The organism is Halospina sp. K52047b, assembly GCF_008709855.1.
GTDB classification, from domain to species: Bacteria; Pseudomonadota; Gammaproteobacteria; order Pseudomonadales; family Oleiphilaceae; genus Halospina; species Halospina utahensis_B.
This window is the reverse complement of sequence record NZ_VYJH01000006.1, coordinates 48569-65401: the sequence shown is the minus strand read 5'-3', so window position 1 is coordinate 65401 and position 16833 is coordinate 48569. Positions and strand designations below refer to the sequence as shown.

The 16833-nt window shown below is 61.6% G+C and carries 15 protein-coding genes; 14 read left to right on the top strand and 1 reads right to left on the bottom strand.

The window, feature by feature from the left end; all coding sequences use genetic code 11:
- Window positions 1-165 precede the first annotated feature (165 nt).
- The 13 genes from sdhC (at window position 166) to rluB (ending at window position 14965) form a co-directional block, all read left to right on the top strand.
- Entirely contained in the window at window positions 166-540 is a 375-nt protein-coding gene (sdhC, locus tag F3089_RS09175; RefSeq protein WP_151440517.1) for a succinate dehydrogenase, cytochrome b556 subunit, read from the top strand.
- Complete coding sequence (gene sdhD / locus F3089_RS09170; protein ID WP_151440516.1) at window positions 534-881, top strand: succinate dehydrogenase, hydrophobic membrane anchor protein; 348 nt, start codon at window positions 534-536, stop codon at window positions 879-881. The genes sdhC and sdhD overlap by 7 nt, the downstream gene beginning before the upstream one ends.
- 3 nt (window positions 882-884) lie before the next feature.
- Window positions 885-2657, top strand: a complete 1773-nt coding sequence (sdhA, locus tag F3089_RS09165) for a succinate dehydrogenase flavoprotein subunit (protein WP_095616667.1) — start codon at window positions 885-887, stop codon at window positions 2655-2657.
- A gap of 15 nt (window positions 2658-2672) precedes the next feature.
- Window positions 2673-3377: a succinate dehydrogenase iron-sulfur subunit gene (locus tag F3089_RS09160; RefSeq protein ID WP_095616668.1), complete on the top strand. Its 705-nt coding sequence runs from the start codon at window positions 2673-2675 to the stop codon at window positions 3375-3377.
- Between the two features lie 167 nt (window positions 3378-3544).
- A complete protein-coding gene (locus tag F3089_RS09155) occupies window positions 3545-6382 on the top strand; it encodes a 2-oxoglutarate dehydrogenase E1 component (RefSeq protein WP_151440515.1) in 2838 nt (945 codons plus the stop codon).
- A gap of 26 nt (window positions 6383-6408) precedes the next feature.
- The gene (gene odhB / locus F3089_RS09150; RefSeq protein ID WP_151440514.1) at window positions 6409-7701 is read left to right on the top strand and encodes a 2-oxoglutarate dehydrogenase complex dihydrolipoyllysine-residue succinyltransferase; all 1293 of its coding nucleotides are present in this window, start codon (window positions 6409-6411) and stop codon (window positions 7699-7701) included.
- Between the two features lie 29 nt (window positions 7702-7730).
- Complete coding sequence (lpdA, locus tag F3089_RS09145) at window positions 7731-9173, top strand: dihydrolipoyl dehydrogenase (RefSeq protein WP_151440513.1); 1443 nt, start codon at window positions 7731-7733, stop codon at window positions 9171-9173.
- Between the two features lie 34 nt (window positions 9174-9207).
- Window positions 9208-10377, top strand: coding sequence for an ADP-forming succinate--CoA ligase subunit beta (gene sucC, locus F3089_RS09140; RefSeq protein ID WP_095616672.1), 1170 nt, complete (start codon window positions 9208-9210; stop codon window positions 10375-10377).
- Window positions 10374-11246 (top strand): succinate--CoA ligase subunit alpha, encoded by an 873-nt coding sequence (gene sucD, locus F3089_RS09135; protein ID WP_151440512.1) that lies wholly within the window; start codon window positions 10374-10376, stop codon window positions 11244-11246. The genes sucC and sucD overlap by 4 nt, the downstream gene beginning before the upstream one ends.
- 119 nt (window positions 11247-11365) lie before the next feature.
- Complete coding sequence (locus F3089_RS09130; RefSeq protein ID WP_192497315.1) at window positions 11366-12583, top strand: tryptophan--tRNA ligase; 1218 nt, start codon at window positions 11366-11368, stop codon at window positions 12581-12583.
- The gene (locus F3089_RS09125; RefSeq protein ID WP_151440511.1) at window positions 12580-13407 is read left to right on the top strand and encodes a segregation and condensation protein A; all 828 of its coding nucleotides are present in this window, start codon (window positions 12580-12582) and stop codon (window positions 13405-13407) included. Before F3089_RS09130 ends, F3089_RS09125 begins: the two co-directional genes overlap by 4 nt.
- A complete protein-coding gene (scpB, locus tag F3089_RS09120; protein ID WP_151440510.1) occupies window positions 13407-14039 on the top strand; it encodes an SMC-Scp complex subunit ScpB in 633 nt (210 codons plus the stop codon). Before F3089_RS09125 ends, scpB begins: the two co-directional genes overlap by 1 nt.
- Window positions 14036-14965: a 23S rRNA pseudouridine(2605) synthase RluB gene (rluB, locus tag F3089_RS09115; RefSeq protein ID WP_151440509.1), complete on the top strand. Its 930-nt coding sequence runs from the start codon at window positions 14036-14038 to the stop codon at window positions 14963-14965. The genes scpB and rluB overlap by 4 nt, the downstream gene beginning before the upstream one ends.
- Here the strand turns inward: rluB and F3089_RS09110 are convergent.
- On the bottom strand, window positions 14955-15914 hold the full coding sequence (locus F3089_RS09110; RefSeq protein ID WP_151440508.1) for a GGDEF domain-containing protein: 960 nt from the start codon (window positions 15912-15914) through the stop codon (window positions 14955-14957). The two genes, rluB and F3089_RS09110, sit on opposite strands and share 11 nt — an antisense overlap.
- Window positions 15915-16140: 226 nt before the next feature.
- Between F3089_RS09110 and F3089_RS09105 the strand changes: the two genes are divergently transcribed.
- A complete protein-coding gene (locus tag F3089_RS09105; protein ID WP_151440507.1) occupies window positions 16141-16830 on the top strand; it encodes a GntR family transcriptional regulator in 690 nt (229 codons plus the stop codon).
- Window positions 16831-16833 lie beyond the last annotated feature (3 nt).

Here is a 16833-nt window from a genome sequence, read left to right as displayed (position 1 = left end):
AATCACCGGGGGCAGTCTCTATAATTCCAAGCCCGTAGACGGGAGCCCGCCAGAGACGGCGGTTCTAACCCGCCCGCTGATCAGAACGATGATCCACCAACACACTGTGCCCGGCTGTCGGGGCCGACCGACACCGCCCGGCGCACCAGACAGGGGTCAGGAGCCGTGACGACCAAACGACCGGTTAACCTAGAAATCAGCACCATCCATTTTCCCATTCCCGCCATTGCCTCAATCCTGCATCGAATTAGCGGTATTGCGGCATTCGTCGGGATCGCATTCCTTCTCTATGGTCTCGACCAGTCACTGGCCGGTCAGGCCGGGTTCGCGGCCGTGGCGGAGCTCATGACACACCCGCTGAGCAAGCTGGTGGTCTGGGGCACGCTATCGGCGCTTGCCTACCATCTGGTGGCGGGTATCCGTCACCTGGTCATGGACATGGGCGTTGGGGAGACGCTTGAGGGCGGTCGACTCAGCACCAAGATCACCTTTGTGGTCTCTGCCGTACTGATTGTTCTGCTGGGAGTCTGGATATGGTAAAGAGTGTCACCAACCTCGGGCGCACCGGTGCCTATGACTGGCTGATGCAGCGTGTGTCAGCCGTGGTGCTGGCGCTGTATACCCTGTTTCTGACGGGGTTTGTGCTGGGGTCGTCCGATCTCGATTACGCGCAGTGGGCTGGCCTGTTCGACCAGCTCTGGATGCGCATCTTCAGCCTGCTGGCGCTGATCTCTCTGGGTATCCATTCGTGGGTCGGTCTCTGGACGGTTACCACTGATTACATCAAGCCGACAGCGCTGCGGTTTGTCATCCAGGCCGGCTGCGGGCTGATCATGTTCATCTACCTCGTATGGGGTGTCGAGATTCTCTGGGGGCTCTGAATCATGTCCAATCTTAGAACCATGTCGTTTGATGCACTCGTGATCGGTGGCGGCGGTTCCGGTCTGCGGGCCGCGCAGCAGCTGACCCAGTCCGGCATCAATACAGCATGCATCTCCAAGGTCTTTCCGACCCGCTCGCACACCGTCTCCGCGCAGGGTGGCATCACCTGTGCCATCGCCAGTGCGGATCCGAACGATGACTGGCGCTGGCACATGTATGACACCGTCAAGGGCTCGGACTACATCGGCGACCAGGAAGCGATCGAATACATGTGCTCCGTGGGCCCGCGTGCCGTCTATGAGCTGGAGCACATGGGGCTGCCGTTCTCCCGTTTCGAGAATGGCCGTATCTATCAGCGGCCCTTCGGCGGTCAGTCCAAGGAATACGGCAAGGGCGGTCAGGCGGCGCGCACCTGCGCGGCAGCGGACCGTACCGGCCACGCACTGCTTCACACCCTCTACCAGGCGAACCTGCAGGGCGGCACCACCTTCCTGAATGAGTGGTATGCCGTCGATCTGGTGAAGAACCAGGATGGGCAGGTGGTGGGTGTCATCGCCATCGAGATGGAGACTGGCGAAGTCGTCTACATCAAGTCCAAGGCCACGGTACTGGCAACCGGCGGTGCTGGCCGCATCTACGCCTCCACCACCAACGCCCTGATCAACACCGGTGACGGCGTGGGCATGGCCCTGCGGGCCGGTATTCCGGTTCAGGATATGGAGATGTGGCAGTTCCACCCCACTGGTATCCATGGTGCGGGCACTCTGGTGACCGAGGGTTGCCGTGGCGAGGGCGGTTATCTGGTGAATTCGGAGGGCGAGCGCTTCATGGAACGCTATGCCCCGAACGCCAAGGATCTGGCCGGCCGCGACGTTGTGGCCCGGTCCATGGTTCTGGAGATTCTGGAAGGCCGTGGTTGTGGCCCCAACAAGGACCATGTCTACCTCAAGCTCGACCACCTTGGCGAGGAGACACTGAATCTGCGCCTGCCGGGTATCCTGGAGCTTTCCCGGACCTTCGCGCATGCGGATCCGGTGAAGGAGCCGATTCCGGTGGTGCCGACCTGCCACTACATGATGGGCGGCCTGCCGACCAACATCGGCGGTCAGGTGATGACCCAGGACGCCAGTGGCAATGACCAGCCCATTGAAGGGCTCTTTGCCTGCGGTGAGGCGGCCTCGGTATCCGTACACGGTGCCAACCGCCTGGGCGGCAACTCCCTGCTGGATCTGGTGGTGTTCGGCCGTGCCGCGGGCCTGCAGATCGAAAAGCAGCTGCGCGAGGGCGGCGACGCTATGGAGGCGAGTGAAAGCGACATCGAGCGCGCCATGGCGCGTCTGGATCGCCTCAACAGTGGTGAGGGCACCGAGCGTGTCTACGATGTCAAGAAGGAACTCCAGGACACCATGCAGCTTTACTTCGGGGTTTTCCGCGATGGCGAACCCATGGAGAAAGGCCTCAGAATTCTGGATGAGATCGGCGAAAAGATCCGCAACACGAAACTCGAGGACACCAGCAACGCCTTCAACACCGCCCGTGTCGAAGCGCTGGAACTGGAAAACCTCTACGAGGTTGCGTACGCAACGGCGGTGTCAGCCATTGAGCGGCGTGAAAGCCGTGGCGCCCACGCGCGGAACGACTACACCGAGCGTGACGATGAACAGTGGCTGAAGCACTCCATCTACTTCCCGCTTGAAAAGCGGTTGGGGCAGCGTGAGGTCAACTTTGCGCCGCGCTCGATGGATGCATTCCCGCCGACAGTCCGGAAGTACTAATAAAGAGGTGTTGTGATGCTGGTCAGTCTCTATCGATACAATCCTGAAACGGACAATGTGCCGTACATGCAGGACGTCGAAGTTGAGCTTCCGGAAGGCAAGGATCTGATGGTGCTCGACGTCCTGCACATGATCAAGGAGGATGATGTCAGTGTGGCATTCCGTCGTTCCTGCCGTGAGGGCGTCTGCGGCTCGGACGGGATGAATATCAACGGCATGAACCGGCTGGCGTGCGTCACGCCGGTGTCGGAAGTTGTTAAGAATAACAAGCTGGTACTGCGCCCGCTGCCGGGGCTGCCCGTGGTACGGGACCTGGTGGTGGACATGTCGATCTTCTACCAGCAGTACGAGAGGATCCAGCCGTACCTGATCAATGATAATCCGGAGCCCGCCATCGAGCGTCTCCAGTCCCCCGAGGACCGGGAGAAACTCGACGGGCTCTATGAGTGTATTCTATGCGCCTGCTGCTCAACGGCCTGCCCGTCGTTCTGGTGGAACCCGGACAAGTTCGTTGGCCCTGCTGGGCTGCTGCAGGCGTATCGTTTTCTGGCGGACAGCCGTGATACGGCGACCGCGGAACGTCTCGATAATCTGGATGACCCGTTCAGTGTATTCCGCTGCCGCGGAATCATGAACTGTGTGAGTGTCTGCCCCAAAGGACTGAACCCGACACGTGCAATCGGCCATATCCGTACTATGCTGATGCAGCGCACAACCTGATTATTGCGACACAGTTCACGCCAGAAGACGCTCAGGGCGGCCCGCAGGCCGCCCTTGGTTAATGCGCGTCACGGCAACACCGTGTCGCGCAAGGGCACGCGGCCGGAGCTCAAAAGGCCAGGGCCGCGTTTGCTGACACGAAGTCCAGTCAGAGGCGAGCGAGTGCCATGCATGAAAGCATAATGGAGCAGCTGTGGCGGACGTCCCACCTGCAGGGTGGGAATCTGGCTTACGTTGAGGATCTGTTCGAAACCTACCTCAAGGATCCCAACGGCGTTCCGGAAGAATGGCGGCGTTATTTTGACCAGCTTCCGGGAATACCAGGCGACCACAGACCCGATGTTCCACACCGAGAAATCCGAGACCAGTTCCGATACATTGCCCAGAACCAGCGCCGTTACTCTCCCGCCCAGGGCGCTCCCTCTTCCATCTCCAAGGCCGAAGAAAAGCAGGTCCGCGTTCTCCAGCTGATCAATGCCTATCGTTTCCGTGGCCATCAGAATGCGGACCTGGATCCCCTTGGGCTGCTGAACCGGCCCAAAGTGAAGGATCTCGATTTCCGCTATCACGAGCTGGATGATGACGATCTGGATGTGGAATACCAGACCGGGTCGCTGTTCTTCGGCTCTGAGCGGATGAAGCTGCGGGATATCATCGATGGGCTGGAGCGCACCTACTGCAGCACCGTGGGCGCCGAGTACATGCACATTGTGGATACCACGGTGAAGCGTTGGTTCCAGCATCGGCTGGAGAGCGTGAAGTCGCACCCCAACTATGAAACGAAGACCCAACTGAGCCTGCTTGAGCGGCTCAATGCCTCCGAGGGGCTGGAGAAGTATCTTGGTTCCAAGTATCCCGGGACTAAGCGCTTTGGTCTTGAGGGCGCGGAATCGCTCACACCCTGTGTCAGCGAGCTCATCCAGCGTGCCGGCTCCTATGGGGCGCGCGAGATTGTCATTGGCATGGCCCACCGGGGCCGGCTCAACATCCTGGTCAATACCCTCGGGAAGAACCCCAGGGAGCTGTTTGATGAGTTTGACGGCAAGGTGACCATGGACGAGGGCTCAGGGGACGTGAAATACCATCAGGGCTTCTCCTCCAACGTGATGACCCCCGGTGGCGAGGTCCACCTGGCGTTGGCCTTCAACCCGTCGCACCTGGAGATCGTGACCCCGGTAGTGAGCGGCTCAGTCCGTGCACGCCAGGCACGCCGTGAGGATGAGACGGGGCAGCAGGTGCTGCCGATCGCGATCCATGGTGATGCGGCCTTTGCCGGCCAGGGCGTGGTCATGGAGAGCCTCCAGATGTCCCTGACACGGGGCTTCGGCATTGGCGGCACCGTTCACATCGTGGTCAATAACCAGATCGGGTTCACTACCAGCCATCGCCTGGACGCGCGCTCAACGGAGTACTGCACCGATGTGGCGAAGATGGTCCAGGCGCCGATCCTGCATGTGAATGGCGATGATCCCGAGGCGGTGCTCTATGTGACCCAGCTCGCCATGGATTACCGCAACGAGTTCGGCCAGGACGTGGTCATTGACCTGGTGTGCTACCGCCGGCGCGGCCATAACGAGGCGGATGAGCCTTCCGCCACGCAGCCGCGGATGTACGAGAAGATCCGGAATCACCCCACGACCCGTGACCTGTATGTGAAGCAGCTCGTCAATGACGGGACCATCCAGGAGCAGGACGCCAAGAAGCTGTTCGAGGAGTACCGCGATAAGCTGGACAACGGCGACCATGTGGTGGACGCTCTGGTCAAGGAACCCAATACCGATCTCTACGTGGACTGGACACCCTACCTGGGTCATGAATGGACGGCGCGGTGCAAGACCAGCGTACCCATGAAGACCCTGCAGGCGCTGGGCCGCCGGATCTCGACGGTACCGGAAGGATTCACGGTGCAACGCCAGGTCAAGAAGATCATGGAGGACCGCGGCAAGATGACGCAGGGCGCGTTACCGTTGAACTGGGGTTACGCGGAAACGATGGCGTACGCCACGCTGCTGAACGAGGGGCATCCGATCCGCTTCACCGGCCAGGATTCACGCCGCGGCACCTTCTCGCACCGTCATGCGGTTCTGCACAACCAGAAGGACGGCAGCGAATACGTGCCGCTTGAGCACGTCCGGGATGACCAGCCGCGCTTCGAGATCTACGACTCTCTGCTCTCCGAGGCGGCAGCAGTGGGCTTTGAATACGGTTATGCCACGACCACGCCCACAACGCTGACCATCTGGGAAGCGCAGTTCGGTGACTTCGTCAATGGCGCGCAGGTGGTGGTTGACCAGTTTATCACCAGTGGTGAGCACAAGTGGGGGCGGCTCTGCGGGCTGACCCTGCTTCTTCCCCATGGCTATGAGGGCCAGGGGCCCGAGCATTCTTCCGCGCGGCTTGAGCGGTTCCTGCAGCTTTCAGCGGAGCACAACATCCAGGTCTGCGTTCCGACCACGCCGTCCCAGGTGTTCCACATGCTCCGCCGTCAGGTGAAACGGCCTCTGCGCAAGCCGTTGATCGCGCTGACGCCTAAGAGCCTGCTGCGTCACAAGGAGGCGGTGTCCTCGCTGGACGACCTGTGTGAGGGCACTTTCCGCACAGTCCTGCCTCCGAAGGAAATGCCGGACCCGCGGAAAGTTAACCGTTTGATCATGTGCAGCGGCAAGGTCTATTACGACCTGCTTGAGAAGCAGCGTTCCGACGGGCGGGAAGACACGCTGATCGTGCGGATCGAACAGCTCTATCCGTTCCCGCACGATGATCTGGACGCGGTGCTGGCACCCTATACCGGCATCGAGACCGCGGTCTGGTGCCAGGAGGAGCCCATGAACCAGGGCGCCTGGTATTCCAGTCAGCACCACATGCGGCATGCACTGGATCGCACCAGGAAGAAGCCGAGACTGCAGTACGCGGGGCGCAAGGCGTCGGCAGCGCCAGCCTCTGGTTATCCAAGCGTACACGCCCAGGAACAGAAACAACTCGTTGAAGACGCATTCTCCGTCTGACGGGTACTGACAAGTAAGGAAGAGCAATGACAACAGATATCCAAGCTCCGGTTTTTCCCGAATCAGTTGCGGAAGGCACGATCGCTACCTGGCACAAGAAACCCGGCGAACAGTGCGAGCGGGATGAGCTGATCGTCGATATCGAGACCGACAAGGTGGTGCTCGAGGTCGTGGCTCCCGGCGACGGTGTCATCAAGGAGATCGTCAAGGACGAGGGCGATACCGTTGAGAGTGGCGAAGTGATCGGGAAGTTCGCGGAAGGCGAGTCCGGTTCCGCCGGCAGCGGTGACGCGAAGGAGGAGTCTGAGGGCGGCGCCAGCGACGAATCCGCCGCCAGGGAAGAGCCAGCCCCCGAACAACCGGCCGCGGCCGATGACAAGGGCGAGGACAGTGGCGAGGAGCCGTTGGTCAGCCCGGCCGCGAAGAAGATGGCGGAAGAAAAGGGCGTTGATCTGTCGAAGGTCGAGGCCACCGGTAAGGGCGGCCGCGTGCTGAAGGAAGACGTTCAGCGCGCTTCGGATCAGAAAGGCAGTGAACCGGCGCCCGCCGCGAAAAGCAGTGGCGGCGCAGGCCAGTCGGCCGCTCCCGAGGCACCGGCCGGCAGCATGCCGCAGGGTGAACGCCCCGAGAAGCGCGTGCCCATGACCCGCATGCGCGCCAGCATCGCCAAGCGACTGGTGGATGTGCAGCAGACCACGGCCATGCTCACCACGTTCAACGAGGTGAACATGCAGCCGATCATGGACATCCGTCAGCAGTACAAGGAGTCCTTTGAGAAGCGCCATGGCGTTAAGCTCGGTTTCATGGGCTTTTTCGTGAAGGCGGCGACTGAAGCCCTCAAACGTTTCCCCGCGGTCAACGCCTCCATCGACGGCAATGAAATGGTCTATCACGGCTATCAGGATGTGGGTATCGCCGTTTCCACGGACCGGGGCCTGGTGGTGCCGGTGCTGCGTGACGCGGATGCACTCTCGGTCGCCGACGTGGAGCAGGGCATCAACACATTCGGCCAGAAGGCGCGGGACGGCAAGCTCACCATCGAGGAGATGACCGGTGGTACCTTCTCGATCACCAATGGCGGTATCTTCGGGTCGCTGATTTCGACGCCGATCCTGAACCCGCCACAGACGGCGATCCTTGGCATGCACAAGATCCAGGAGCGCCCCATGGCCGTCAACGGCGAGGTTAAGGTGCTGCCGATGATGTATCTGGCACTGTCCTACGACCATCGTATGATTGACGGTAAGGAAGCTGTGCAGTTTCTTGTGACGATCAAGGAGCTGCTCGAGGATCCGGCGCGGATTCTTCTGGACGTCTGACAACGAATCACTGGAAAGCAGGAAATACTATGTCCCAAGACTATGACGTCATCGTTATCGGCTCCGGCCCCGGCGGCTATGTGGCAGCGATCCGCGCCGGGCAGCAGGGAATGAACGTCGCCTGTGTCGAAGGCTGGAAGGACGACAAGGGCGACCAGGTGCTGGGCGGCACCTGCCTGAACGTGGGCTGTATCCCGTCCAAGTCGCTGCTTGAAACCTCCCATAAGTACGAGGAGGCGAAGCACGGCTTCGAGAAGCAGGGCCTGAAGATCAAGGAGCTCGATGTCGATATCGAGCAGATGATGAAGAACAAGAACGAGATCGTCGGTAATCTCACCGGCGGTATCGCGGGGCTGTTCAAGTCCAACGGGGTTACCTCCATTCATGGCTGGGGCCGCGTGCTCAACAGCAAACAGGTGGAAGTAACCGACCTCAAGGGCAACAAGAGCACCTATGGGGCCAAGAACATCATCATCGCCACCGGTTCGCGCCCGATCGAGATTCCGCCGGCGCCGATGAAGGAAGGCAAGATCGTCGACAGCGAAGGCGCGCTGGAGTTTGACGAAGTGCCCAAGCGTGTCGGCGTGATTGGTGCCGGCGTCATCGGTCTCGAACTCGGCAGCGTCTGGAACCGTCTCGGGTCTGAGGTCACCATGCTGGAAGCTCAGGATACCTTCCTGGCCGGCGTGGATCAGGCCATCGCCAAGGATGCCCATAAGAGCTTCAAGAAGCAGGGCCTGGATATCCGCCTCAAGTGCCGCGTGACCAAGACCGAGGTGAAGCGCAACCTGGTCTATGTCACCTATGAGGACGGTGATGGTAACGAGCAGCAGATCAAGTGCGACAAGCTCATCGTTGCTGTCGGCCGCACCCCGAACACGGAAAAGCTGTTCTCGTCCGACTCCGGTGTGGATCTGGACGAGCGTGGCTTCGTGGCCGTGGACGACGAGTGCCAGACCAACGTGCCCGGCATCTATGCCATTGGCGACGTGGTGCGCGGCCCGATGCTGGCTCACAAGGCCTCGGAAGAGGGCTTGATGGTGGTTGACCGGATCGCGGGCTACGCGACCGAAGTCAACTATGACTGCATTCCCAACGTGGTCTACACCCATCCGGAGCTGGCCTGGGTCGGCAAGACCGAGGAAGAGCTCAAGGCCGAGGGTGAGCCCTATAAGATCGGTGCTTTCCCCTTTGCGGCGAACGGCCGGGCCATGGCTGCCAACGCAACCGAAGGCCAGGTGCGGATCATCGCCCACGAGGAGACCGACCGGATACTGGGTATGCACGTTGTCGGACCCCAGGCCTCCGAGATCATTGCCCAGGGCGTGATCGCGATGGAGTTCGGCTCCAGCGCCGAGGACCTGGCCCTGACCTGCTTTGCGCATCCGACGCTGTCCGAATCCGTCCATGAGGCGGCACTGGGTGTGGACGGCATGGCGATTCACAAGGCAAATCGGCGCCGGAAGAAATGACCGGCGCAATCTCCAACACAACAGGTTGTGATCTATGAATCTGCACGAATATCAGAGCAAACAGCTCTTTGGGGAGTACGGCCTGCCCGTCTCCGAGGGCGTGGCCTGTTCCAACGCTGATGAAGCGGTGGCAGCTGCCGACAAGATCGGCGGTGACGGCTGGGTCGTCAAGGCCCAGGTGCACGCGGGTGGCCGCGGCAAAGCCGGCGGGGTGAAGCTGGCCAAGTCAAAGGACGAGATCCGTGCCTTTGCCGACCAGTGGCTGGGTGAACGCCTGGTGACCTTCCAGACGGATGAGAAGGGCCAGCCGGTCAACCGGATCCTGGTCGAGTCCCTGACCGACATCAACCAGGAACTCTATCTGGGCGCGGTCGTGGATCGCGGCTCTCGCCGGATCGTCTTCATGGCCTCCACCGAGGGTGGTGTCGAGATCGAGAAGGTCGCCGAGGAAACCCCGGAAAAGATCCTCAAGGCAACGGTTGACCCGCTGGTGGGCGCGCAGCCCTATCAGGCGCGTGAGCTGGCTTTCGGACTGGGCCTTCAGGGTGACCAGATCAAGCAGTTCACGAAGATCTTCCTGGGGCTGGCTAAGCTGTTCGAGGACAAGGATCTGGCGCTGATCGAGATCAACCCGCTGGTGATCACCGATCAGGGCAACCTGCACTGCCTGGACGCCAAGGTGGGCGCGGACGACAACGCCATGTACCGCCAGAAGCAGCTTGCCGAGATGCGCGACCTCTCTCAGGAGGACGAGCGCGAAGCGCATGCGGCCGAGTGGGACCTCAACTATGTGGCGCTTGATGGCAACATCGGCTGCATGGTTAACGGCGCCGGTCTCGCCATGGGCACCATGGACATCATCAAGCACCACGGTGGCCAGCCGGCCAACTTCCTGGACGTCGGCGGTGGCGCGACCAAGGAGCGCGTGGCCGAGGCGTTCAAGATCATCCTTTCCGATGACACCGTGAAGGCCGTTCTGGTCAATATCTTCGGTGGTATCGTGCGGTGCGACATGATCGCCGAGGGCATCATGGGTGCGGTTGAAGAGGTGGGCGTTACGGTTCCCGTGGTGGTCCGCCTTGAGGGCAACAACGCCGAGAACGGACGCCAGAAGCTGGCGGACAGCGGCCTCAACATCATCGCGGCAAGCAGTCTGACCCAAGCCGCCGAAAAAGTCGTTGCCGCAGCCGGAGGTGAAGCATGAGTGTACTGGTGAACAAGGAAACAAAGGTGATCTGCCAGGGCTTCACCGGGGCCCAGGGGACCTTTCACAGCGAGCAGGCGCTGGAGTACGGTACCAATCTGGTCGGCGGCGTGAGCCCGGGCAAGGGCGGCACCGAGCATCTGGGGCTGCCCGTTTTCAATACGGTGCGCGAGGCGGTTCAGCAGACCGGCGCGACCGCGAGCGTGATCTACGTGCCCGCCCCCTTCTGTAAGGATGCGGTGGTCGAGGCAGCGGATGCCGGCATTGAGCTGGTGGTCTGCATCACTGAGGGCATCCCGACGCTGGATATGCTCTACGTGAAGGAATACGTGGATCGCAAGGGTGTGCGCATGATCGGCCCGAACTGCCCCGGCGTCATCACTCCGGAGCAGTCCAAGATCGGCATCATGCCCGGCTACATCCACAAGCCCGGCAAGGTTGGCATCATCTCGCGCTCCGGTACGCTGACCTACGAGGCGGTCAAGCAGACCACTGACTACGGCTTTGGCCAGTCCACCTGTGTGGGCATCGGCGGCGATCCGATTCCCGGTTCCAACTTCATCGACATGCTCGAGCTGTTTGAGAAGGATCCGGAGACCGAGGCCATCGTCATGATCGGTGAGATCGGTGGTACCGCTGAGGAAGAGGCGGCTGCCTACATCAAGGAGAACGTGAGCAAGCCGGTGGTTTCCTACATCGCGGGCGTGACCGCGCCTCCCGGTAAGCGCATGGGCCACGCCGGTGCCATCATTGCCGGTGGCAAGGGCACGGCGGACGAGAAGTTCAGTGCCCTGCATGATGCGGGCGTGTACACGGTGCGCAGCCTCGCCGACATTGGCAAGGCCATCAAGGAGGCGACGGGCTGGTAAGACTGCCGGTTCATACGCCACAGAAAAGCCGACCTCCGGGTCGGCTTTTTTGATTGATTAACCCATACCCATTTCGTGCGTATAATCGCACTAGACCCTGAACCAATGAGGAGACCGGATTGACTTCCGTTGAACCCCAGCAACGCATCCTTTCAGGGATGCGGCCCACAGGCCGGCTTCATCTGGGCCATTATCACGGTGTACTGGCCAACTGGGCCCAGCTCCAGCACGAGTATGAGTGTTTCTTCTTCGTCGCGGACTGGCATGCGCTGACCACCATGTACGAGGACCCGTTCACCATTGAGGAGAGCATCTGGGACATGGTGATCGATTGGCTGGCGGCGGGCGTCAATCCGGGGTCCTCGACCCTGTTCATCCAGTCCCATGTGCCGGAGCATGCGGAGCTGCACCTGCTGCTGTCGATGATCACGCCCCTGGGCTGGCTGGAGCGGGTGCCGTCCTTCAAGGACCAGCAGGAGAAGCTCAAGGAAAAGGATCTGGCGACCTATGGGTTCCTCGGGTATCCATTGCTCCAGAGCGCGGATATCCTGATGTACCGGGCGGGGCAGGTGCCCGTGGGCGCCGACCAGGTTTCCCACGTGGAGATCACGCGGGAAGTGGCGCGGCGGTTCAACCACCTGTATGGCCGTGATCCGGGCTTTGAGGAACAGGCCGAGGCGGCGATTGCCAAGATGGGCAAGAAGAACGCCAAACTCTACCGCAGCCTGCGCCGTCGCTTCCTGGAGCAGGGCGATGAGGAGGCGCTGGAAACGGCCCGGGCGCTGCTCAAGGAGCAGCAGAATATCTCGATCGGGGATCGCGAGCGGCTCTACGGCTACATCGAGGGTGGCGGCAAGGTGATCCTGCCGGAACCCCAGGAGTTGCTGACCCCTGAGGCTCGGCTGCCGGGAACGGACGGGCAGAAGATGTCCAAGTCCTACGGCAACACCATCTTCATGCGTGAGGAGCCGGATTCGGTCAGCCAGAAGATCCGGACCATGCAGACAGACCCGGCACGGGTGCGGCGCAGCGATCCGGGGGACCCGGAAAAGTGCCCGGTTTGGGACCTGCACAAGATCTATTCCGACGACAGTACCCGAGAATGGGTCTGGAACGGCTGTCGCAACGCGGGCATCGGCTGTATCGATTGCAAGAAACCGCTCGAGGAGAAGGTGATCGAGGAGCAGAAGGACTTCCGGGAACGCGGCCGTGAATACGAGAATAACCCGGACCTGGTGCGCTCAATCCTGGACGAGGGCCGTGAGCGGGCTCGCGATGCCGCACGGGATACCCTGCAGGAAGTGCGGCGCGTTATGGGGCTGGAATACCGTCGATGACCACGGAAGCGGAAACCGGCACCGAGGGCGAGCAGGTCTCGCCCGATCGGGAGGCGCTGGCAAGGGTGGCCGGCGAACCGGTCCATGATCTGCCCCAGGACCTCTACATCCCGCCGGATGCATTGGAGGTCTTCCTGGATGCCTTTGAGGGTCCTCTGGACCTTCTGCTGTATCTGATCCGGCGGCAGAATATGGACATTCTGGACGTGGATGTCAGCGCGATCACCGATCAGTACATCGATTACATCGCGCTCATGGAGGCGATGCGGTTTGAGCTGGCGGCGGAGTACCTGGTGATGGCGGCCACCCTGGCCGAGATCAAATCCCGCATGCTGCTGCCACGTCAGACCGAGGAAGAGGAAGAGGAGCACGACCCGAGAGCCGAGCTCATCCGTCGTCTTCAGGAGTACGAGCGCTACAAGATGGCGGCTGAAGACATTGACGCGCTGCCGCGGCGGGACCGGGACTTCCATCTGGCGGGAGCGAAACCCCCGGAAATGCCCGAACGCCAGGTCCATCCGGATGTAAGCCTGCGGGAGATGCTGCTGGCGCTGAGGGGGGTGCTGGAGCGCGCGGATCTGTACGAGCACCATCAGGTCGAGCGCGAGCAGCTATCCACCCGGGAACGGATGGCCAGTATTCTGGATCAGCTGTCCGGCGACAGCTTTGTGCGTTTTGAGACGCTGTTTTCACCGGAAGAGGGCCGCCTCGGTGTGGTCGTGAGCTTTATTGCCACCCTGGAGCTGATTCGTGAGCAGCTGGTGGAGGTGGTGCAGTCGGAGCCGCTGGCGCCGTTGCATATCCGTGCGAGAGGGAGTGCCTGATGGACGAGGAGAGCATCGACCAGGTTCAGCGCATTGTCGAAGGCGCCCTTATGGCGGCCGGAAAGCCGCTCAGTGTGGATCAGCTGCAGGCTCTGTTCGACGAACATGAGCAACCCACACGCACGGTTCTGGAACACGTGCTTTCACTGATTGAGCACGCCTGTGAGGGGCGGGGGTTTGAGCTCAGGAAAGTGGCCTCCGGGTGGCGCTTCCAGGTGCGGGAATCGCTTTCGCCCTGGGTGAGCCGTCTCTGGGAGGAGAAACCCCAGCGCTATTCGCGCGCCCTGCTGGAGACGCTGGCACTGATCGCCTATCGCCAGCCCGTCACTCGGGGCGAGATCGAGGAGGTGCGCGGGGTCACGGTGAATACCAACATCATCCGGACCCTGCTGGACCGTGAATGGATCCGGGTGGTGGGCCAGCGTGATGTGCCGGGCCGCCCCTCGATGTACGCGACTACGAAACAGTTCCTGGACTACTTCAACCTGCAGTCACTGGACGAACTGCCCAGCCTTGCGGAGGTCCGTGATCTCGAGACCATCAGCCGCGAGGTGGAAGACCGGCTTCAGGAAGAGCTGGCACTGGACGAATCCAACGGCAATTCCCAAGAGGATGCGGAGACGAATGAATGAGTGATTCCGGTCACACCCCCAACGAGACCGGCGAGCGTCTCCAGAAGCTGCTGGCGCGTGCCGGCCTGGGGTCAAGGCGGGCCATTGAAGGCTGGATCAGCCAGGGGCGCGTGCAGATCAATGGCGAGGTGGCCCAGCTGGGCGCCCGGGTTACCGCACAGGATGAGGTACTTGTGGACGGGCGCAGCGTGGACCTTGGCGCGGCGGCCTCACCCACCAGGCGGGTCATCGTCTACAACAAGCCCGAAGGCGAGGTGACCACCCGGGATGACCCGGAGGGGCGGCCCACGGTCTTCGATCGCCTGCCGCGGCTCACCGGGGAACGCTGGATTGCTGTGGGACGTCTGGACATTTCCACCAGCGGGCTTCTGCTGTTCACAACAGACGGGGAGCTGGCCAACCGTCTGATGCATCCCTCCTGGCAGGTGGACCGTGAGTACGCCGTGCGTATTTTCGGTCAAGTGGACGATGATATGGCCGAACGTCTGGTCAACGGCGTGACGCTTGAGGATGGCGAGGCCCGTTTCACGGATCTCGTGTACTGGGGCGGCACCGGTCACAACCACTGGTACTACGTGGCCATCATGGAAGGGCGTAACCGTGAGGTGCGGCGGCTCTGGGAGTCCCAGGGGGTGCAGGTGTCACGGCTCAAGCGCGTCCGTCATGGTCCGATCTTTCTGCCCAGCCGGCTGAGTGCCGGGCGCTGGGAGGAGCTTGAGCAGGCGGATGTGGATACGCTCAGTGATTCCGTCGGGCTTGATCGGGTGCCCGTCAAATCTCCGACACCCACGGAAAAGCACCGGCTGCGCCGCCTCAAGCGCAAGCGGCCGTCCAGGCCCGATGATCGGAGGTCCGCCAAGCCTGCAGAGAAAGGGCGTGGCGGCACCAAAGGTCGCCAGGGAAAGGGGCGCCGCTCTAGAGGCTGACGGCGTTATCCACGCCCTCAGTGCCCTCGCCGGCAATCCGGACCCTGTCGCGACCGCTGTTCTTGGCGGCGTACAGGGCGCTGTCCGCCGCCTTCAGGAGATCATCCACGCTGTCATCACCGCCCAGCGTGGCAACTCCGATGGATGCGGTGATCGAAAGGGCCCGCTCAGCGTACTGCATGGGCTTTTCCCGAAACGCTCGCCGCAGCCGCTCCGCTACCAGATGGGCGGCTTCCTGGGCCGTATGGGGCAGTACAACGGCGAATTCCTCGCCACCATAACGGAACCCCTGGTCGCAGGAGCGGATCTGGGTTTCGATCCGTTCGCCGACCAGTCCGAGGATCTCATCGCCGGCCGCGTGGCCGAGGGTGTCATTGATCTGCTTGAAGTGGTCCAGGTCCACCAGCAGCAGGCTCAGTGGCTGGTCGTAGCGGCGGGCCTGCTCCACGTGGTTGTCCAGTGTCTCGTCCAGGGCGCGGCGGTTGCCCATGCCGGTGAGGCCGTCGGTCATGGCGGATTCCAGGGCCTCCTGGTAGCGCCATCCGTTGCGCAGGGGCTGGATGAGCACGCCGATGGCCTGCTCAATGAACATCAGTTCGTCATCCCGGAAGCGATCACGACGGTCCAGCCGCAGGGAGCCCAGTTCCTGGCCGCGCAGGGACAGATTGTAGCAGCAGTGATGGGGGCCGCCTGAGCCCAGCAGATAACCGAAGTCGCCGCCGCTGCGCGAGCGCCGGTAGGCCAGGGCAGCGAAGGGAACCACCTGGTTGAGCTCCTCGGCGAATATATCCAGCATGGCATTGAGGTCCAGTGTCTGATGCAGACGGCTGCACAGGACGGTAAGCCGATTGCTGTTGTCCTGCCATTCATCGATGATCCGCACGTTCTCAGCGGCATCACGGGCCTGCTTCAGGTCAATGGGGCGGGCGTTGCCGGTTACCTTTTTCATGCCTTACTCCGGTTCCAGATCTCTGACAGGTGGTCGTAAGCGAAATCCGTGCCGATATCCCATAAAGCTTTAAAAACAGTAATCTGTAGCTCTTCCGATGAGCGTCAGGTAGTGGCGCTGGCCGTTGTGGCAAAAAAATGACGGCAGGCTGTGGCCGCGTGTCCCATTGTCGGGCTGTTGTGATATGATCCTCACGCTCACACAGGGAAGGGGTAGGTAGCCCACTATGCAATTCCAGGCGCCGGAAAGTCTCTCCGAACAGATTGCCCAGCATATCGGGCGCCAGATCATCACGGGTGCTCTGCGACCAGGTGAACGCATCCAGGAGCTCAAGGTGGCCGGGGAGCTGGACGTCAGCCGCGGATCGGTGCGCGAGGCGCTTCTGATTCTGGAGCGCCGACACCTCATCCGCATCTACCCGCGCAAAGGGGCTGTGGTCTCCGGCATGACACCGGAACTGGTGAACAGCCTCTATGACATCTACCTGAATCTGCTCGAGATGCTGGCCGACCGTTTCATGGCCCGGCGGACGGAAAACGATGAGCAGCCGCTGCTCCAGGCCATCCATCAGCTCTGTCGCCGTCTCAGTGGTGATCCGTCTGAGGTGGGCGAGGTGATTGATGGTGGACTGGAAGTGATGCGCCGGTGCTACCCTGTGGTGGCCAATCCCTATCTGGAGGAAACACTGGAGAACTTCCGGCCCGCGATCAGTCGCACCTATTATCTTGTGCTGGCGAATGATCCGGGGGAAATGCAGGTCTCGAGAACCTATTTCCAGCGCATCGCGGATCGCGTCGAGGCGGATGACCATCAGGGTGTGACCGAGGTGATCCGGGCCTTCGGGGAACACCAGCGTGAAGTGGCTCTCCAGGCGCTGGCCCGGGATGAATCGCTCACCGTCGAACCCGCCAGCTGAGCC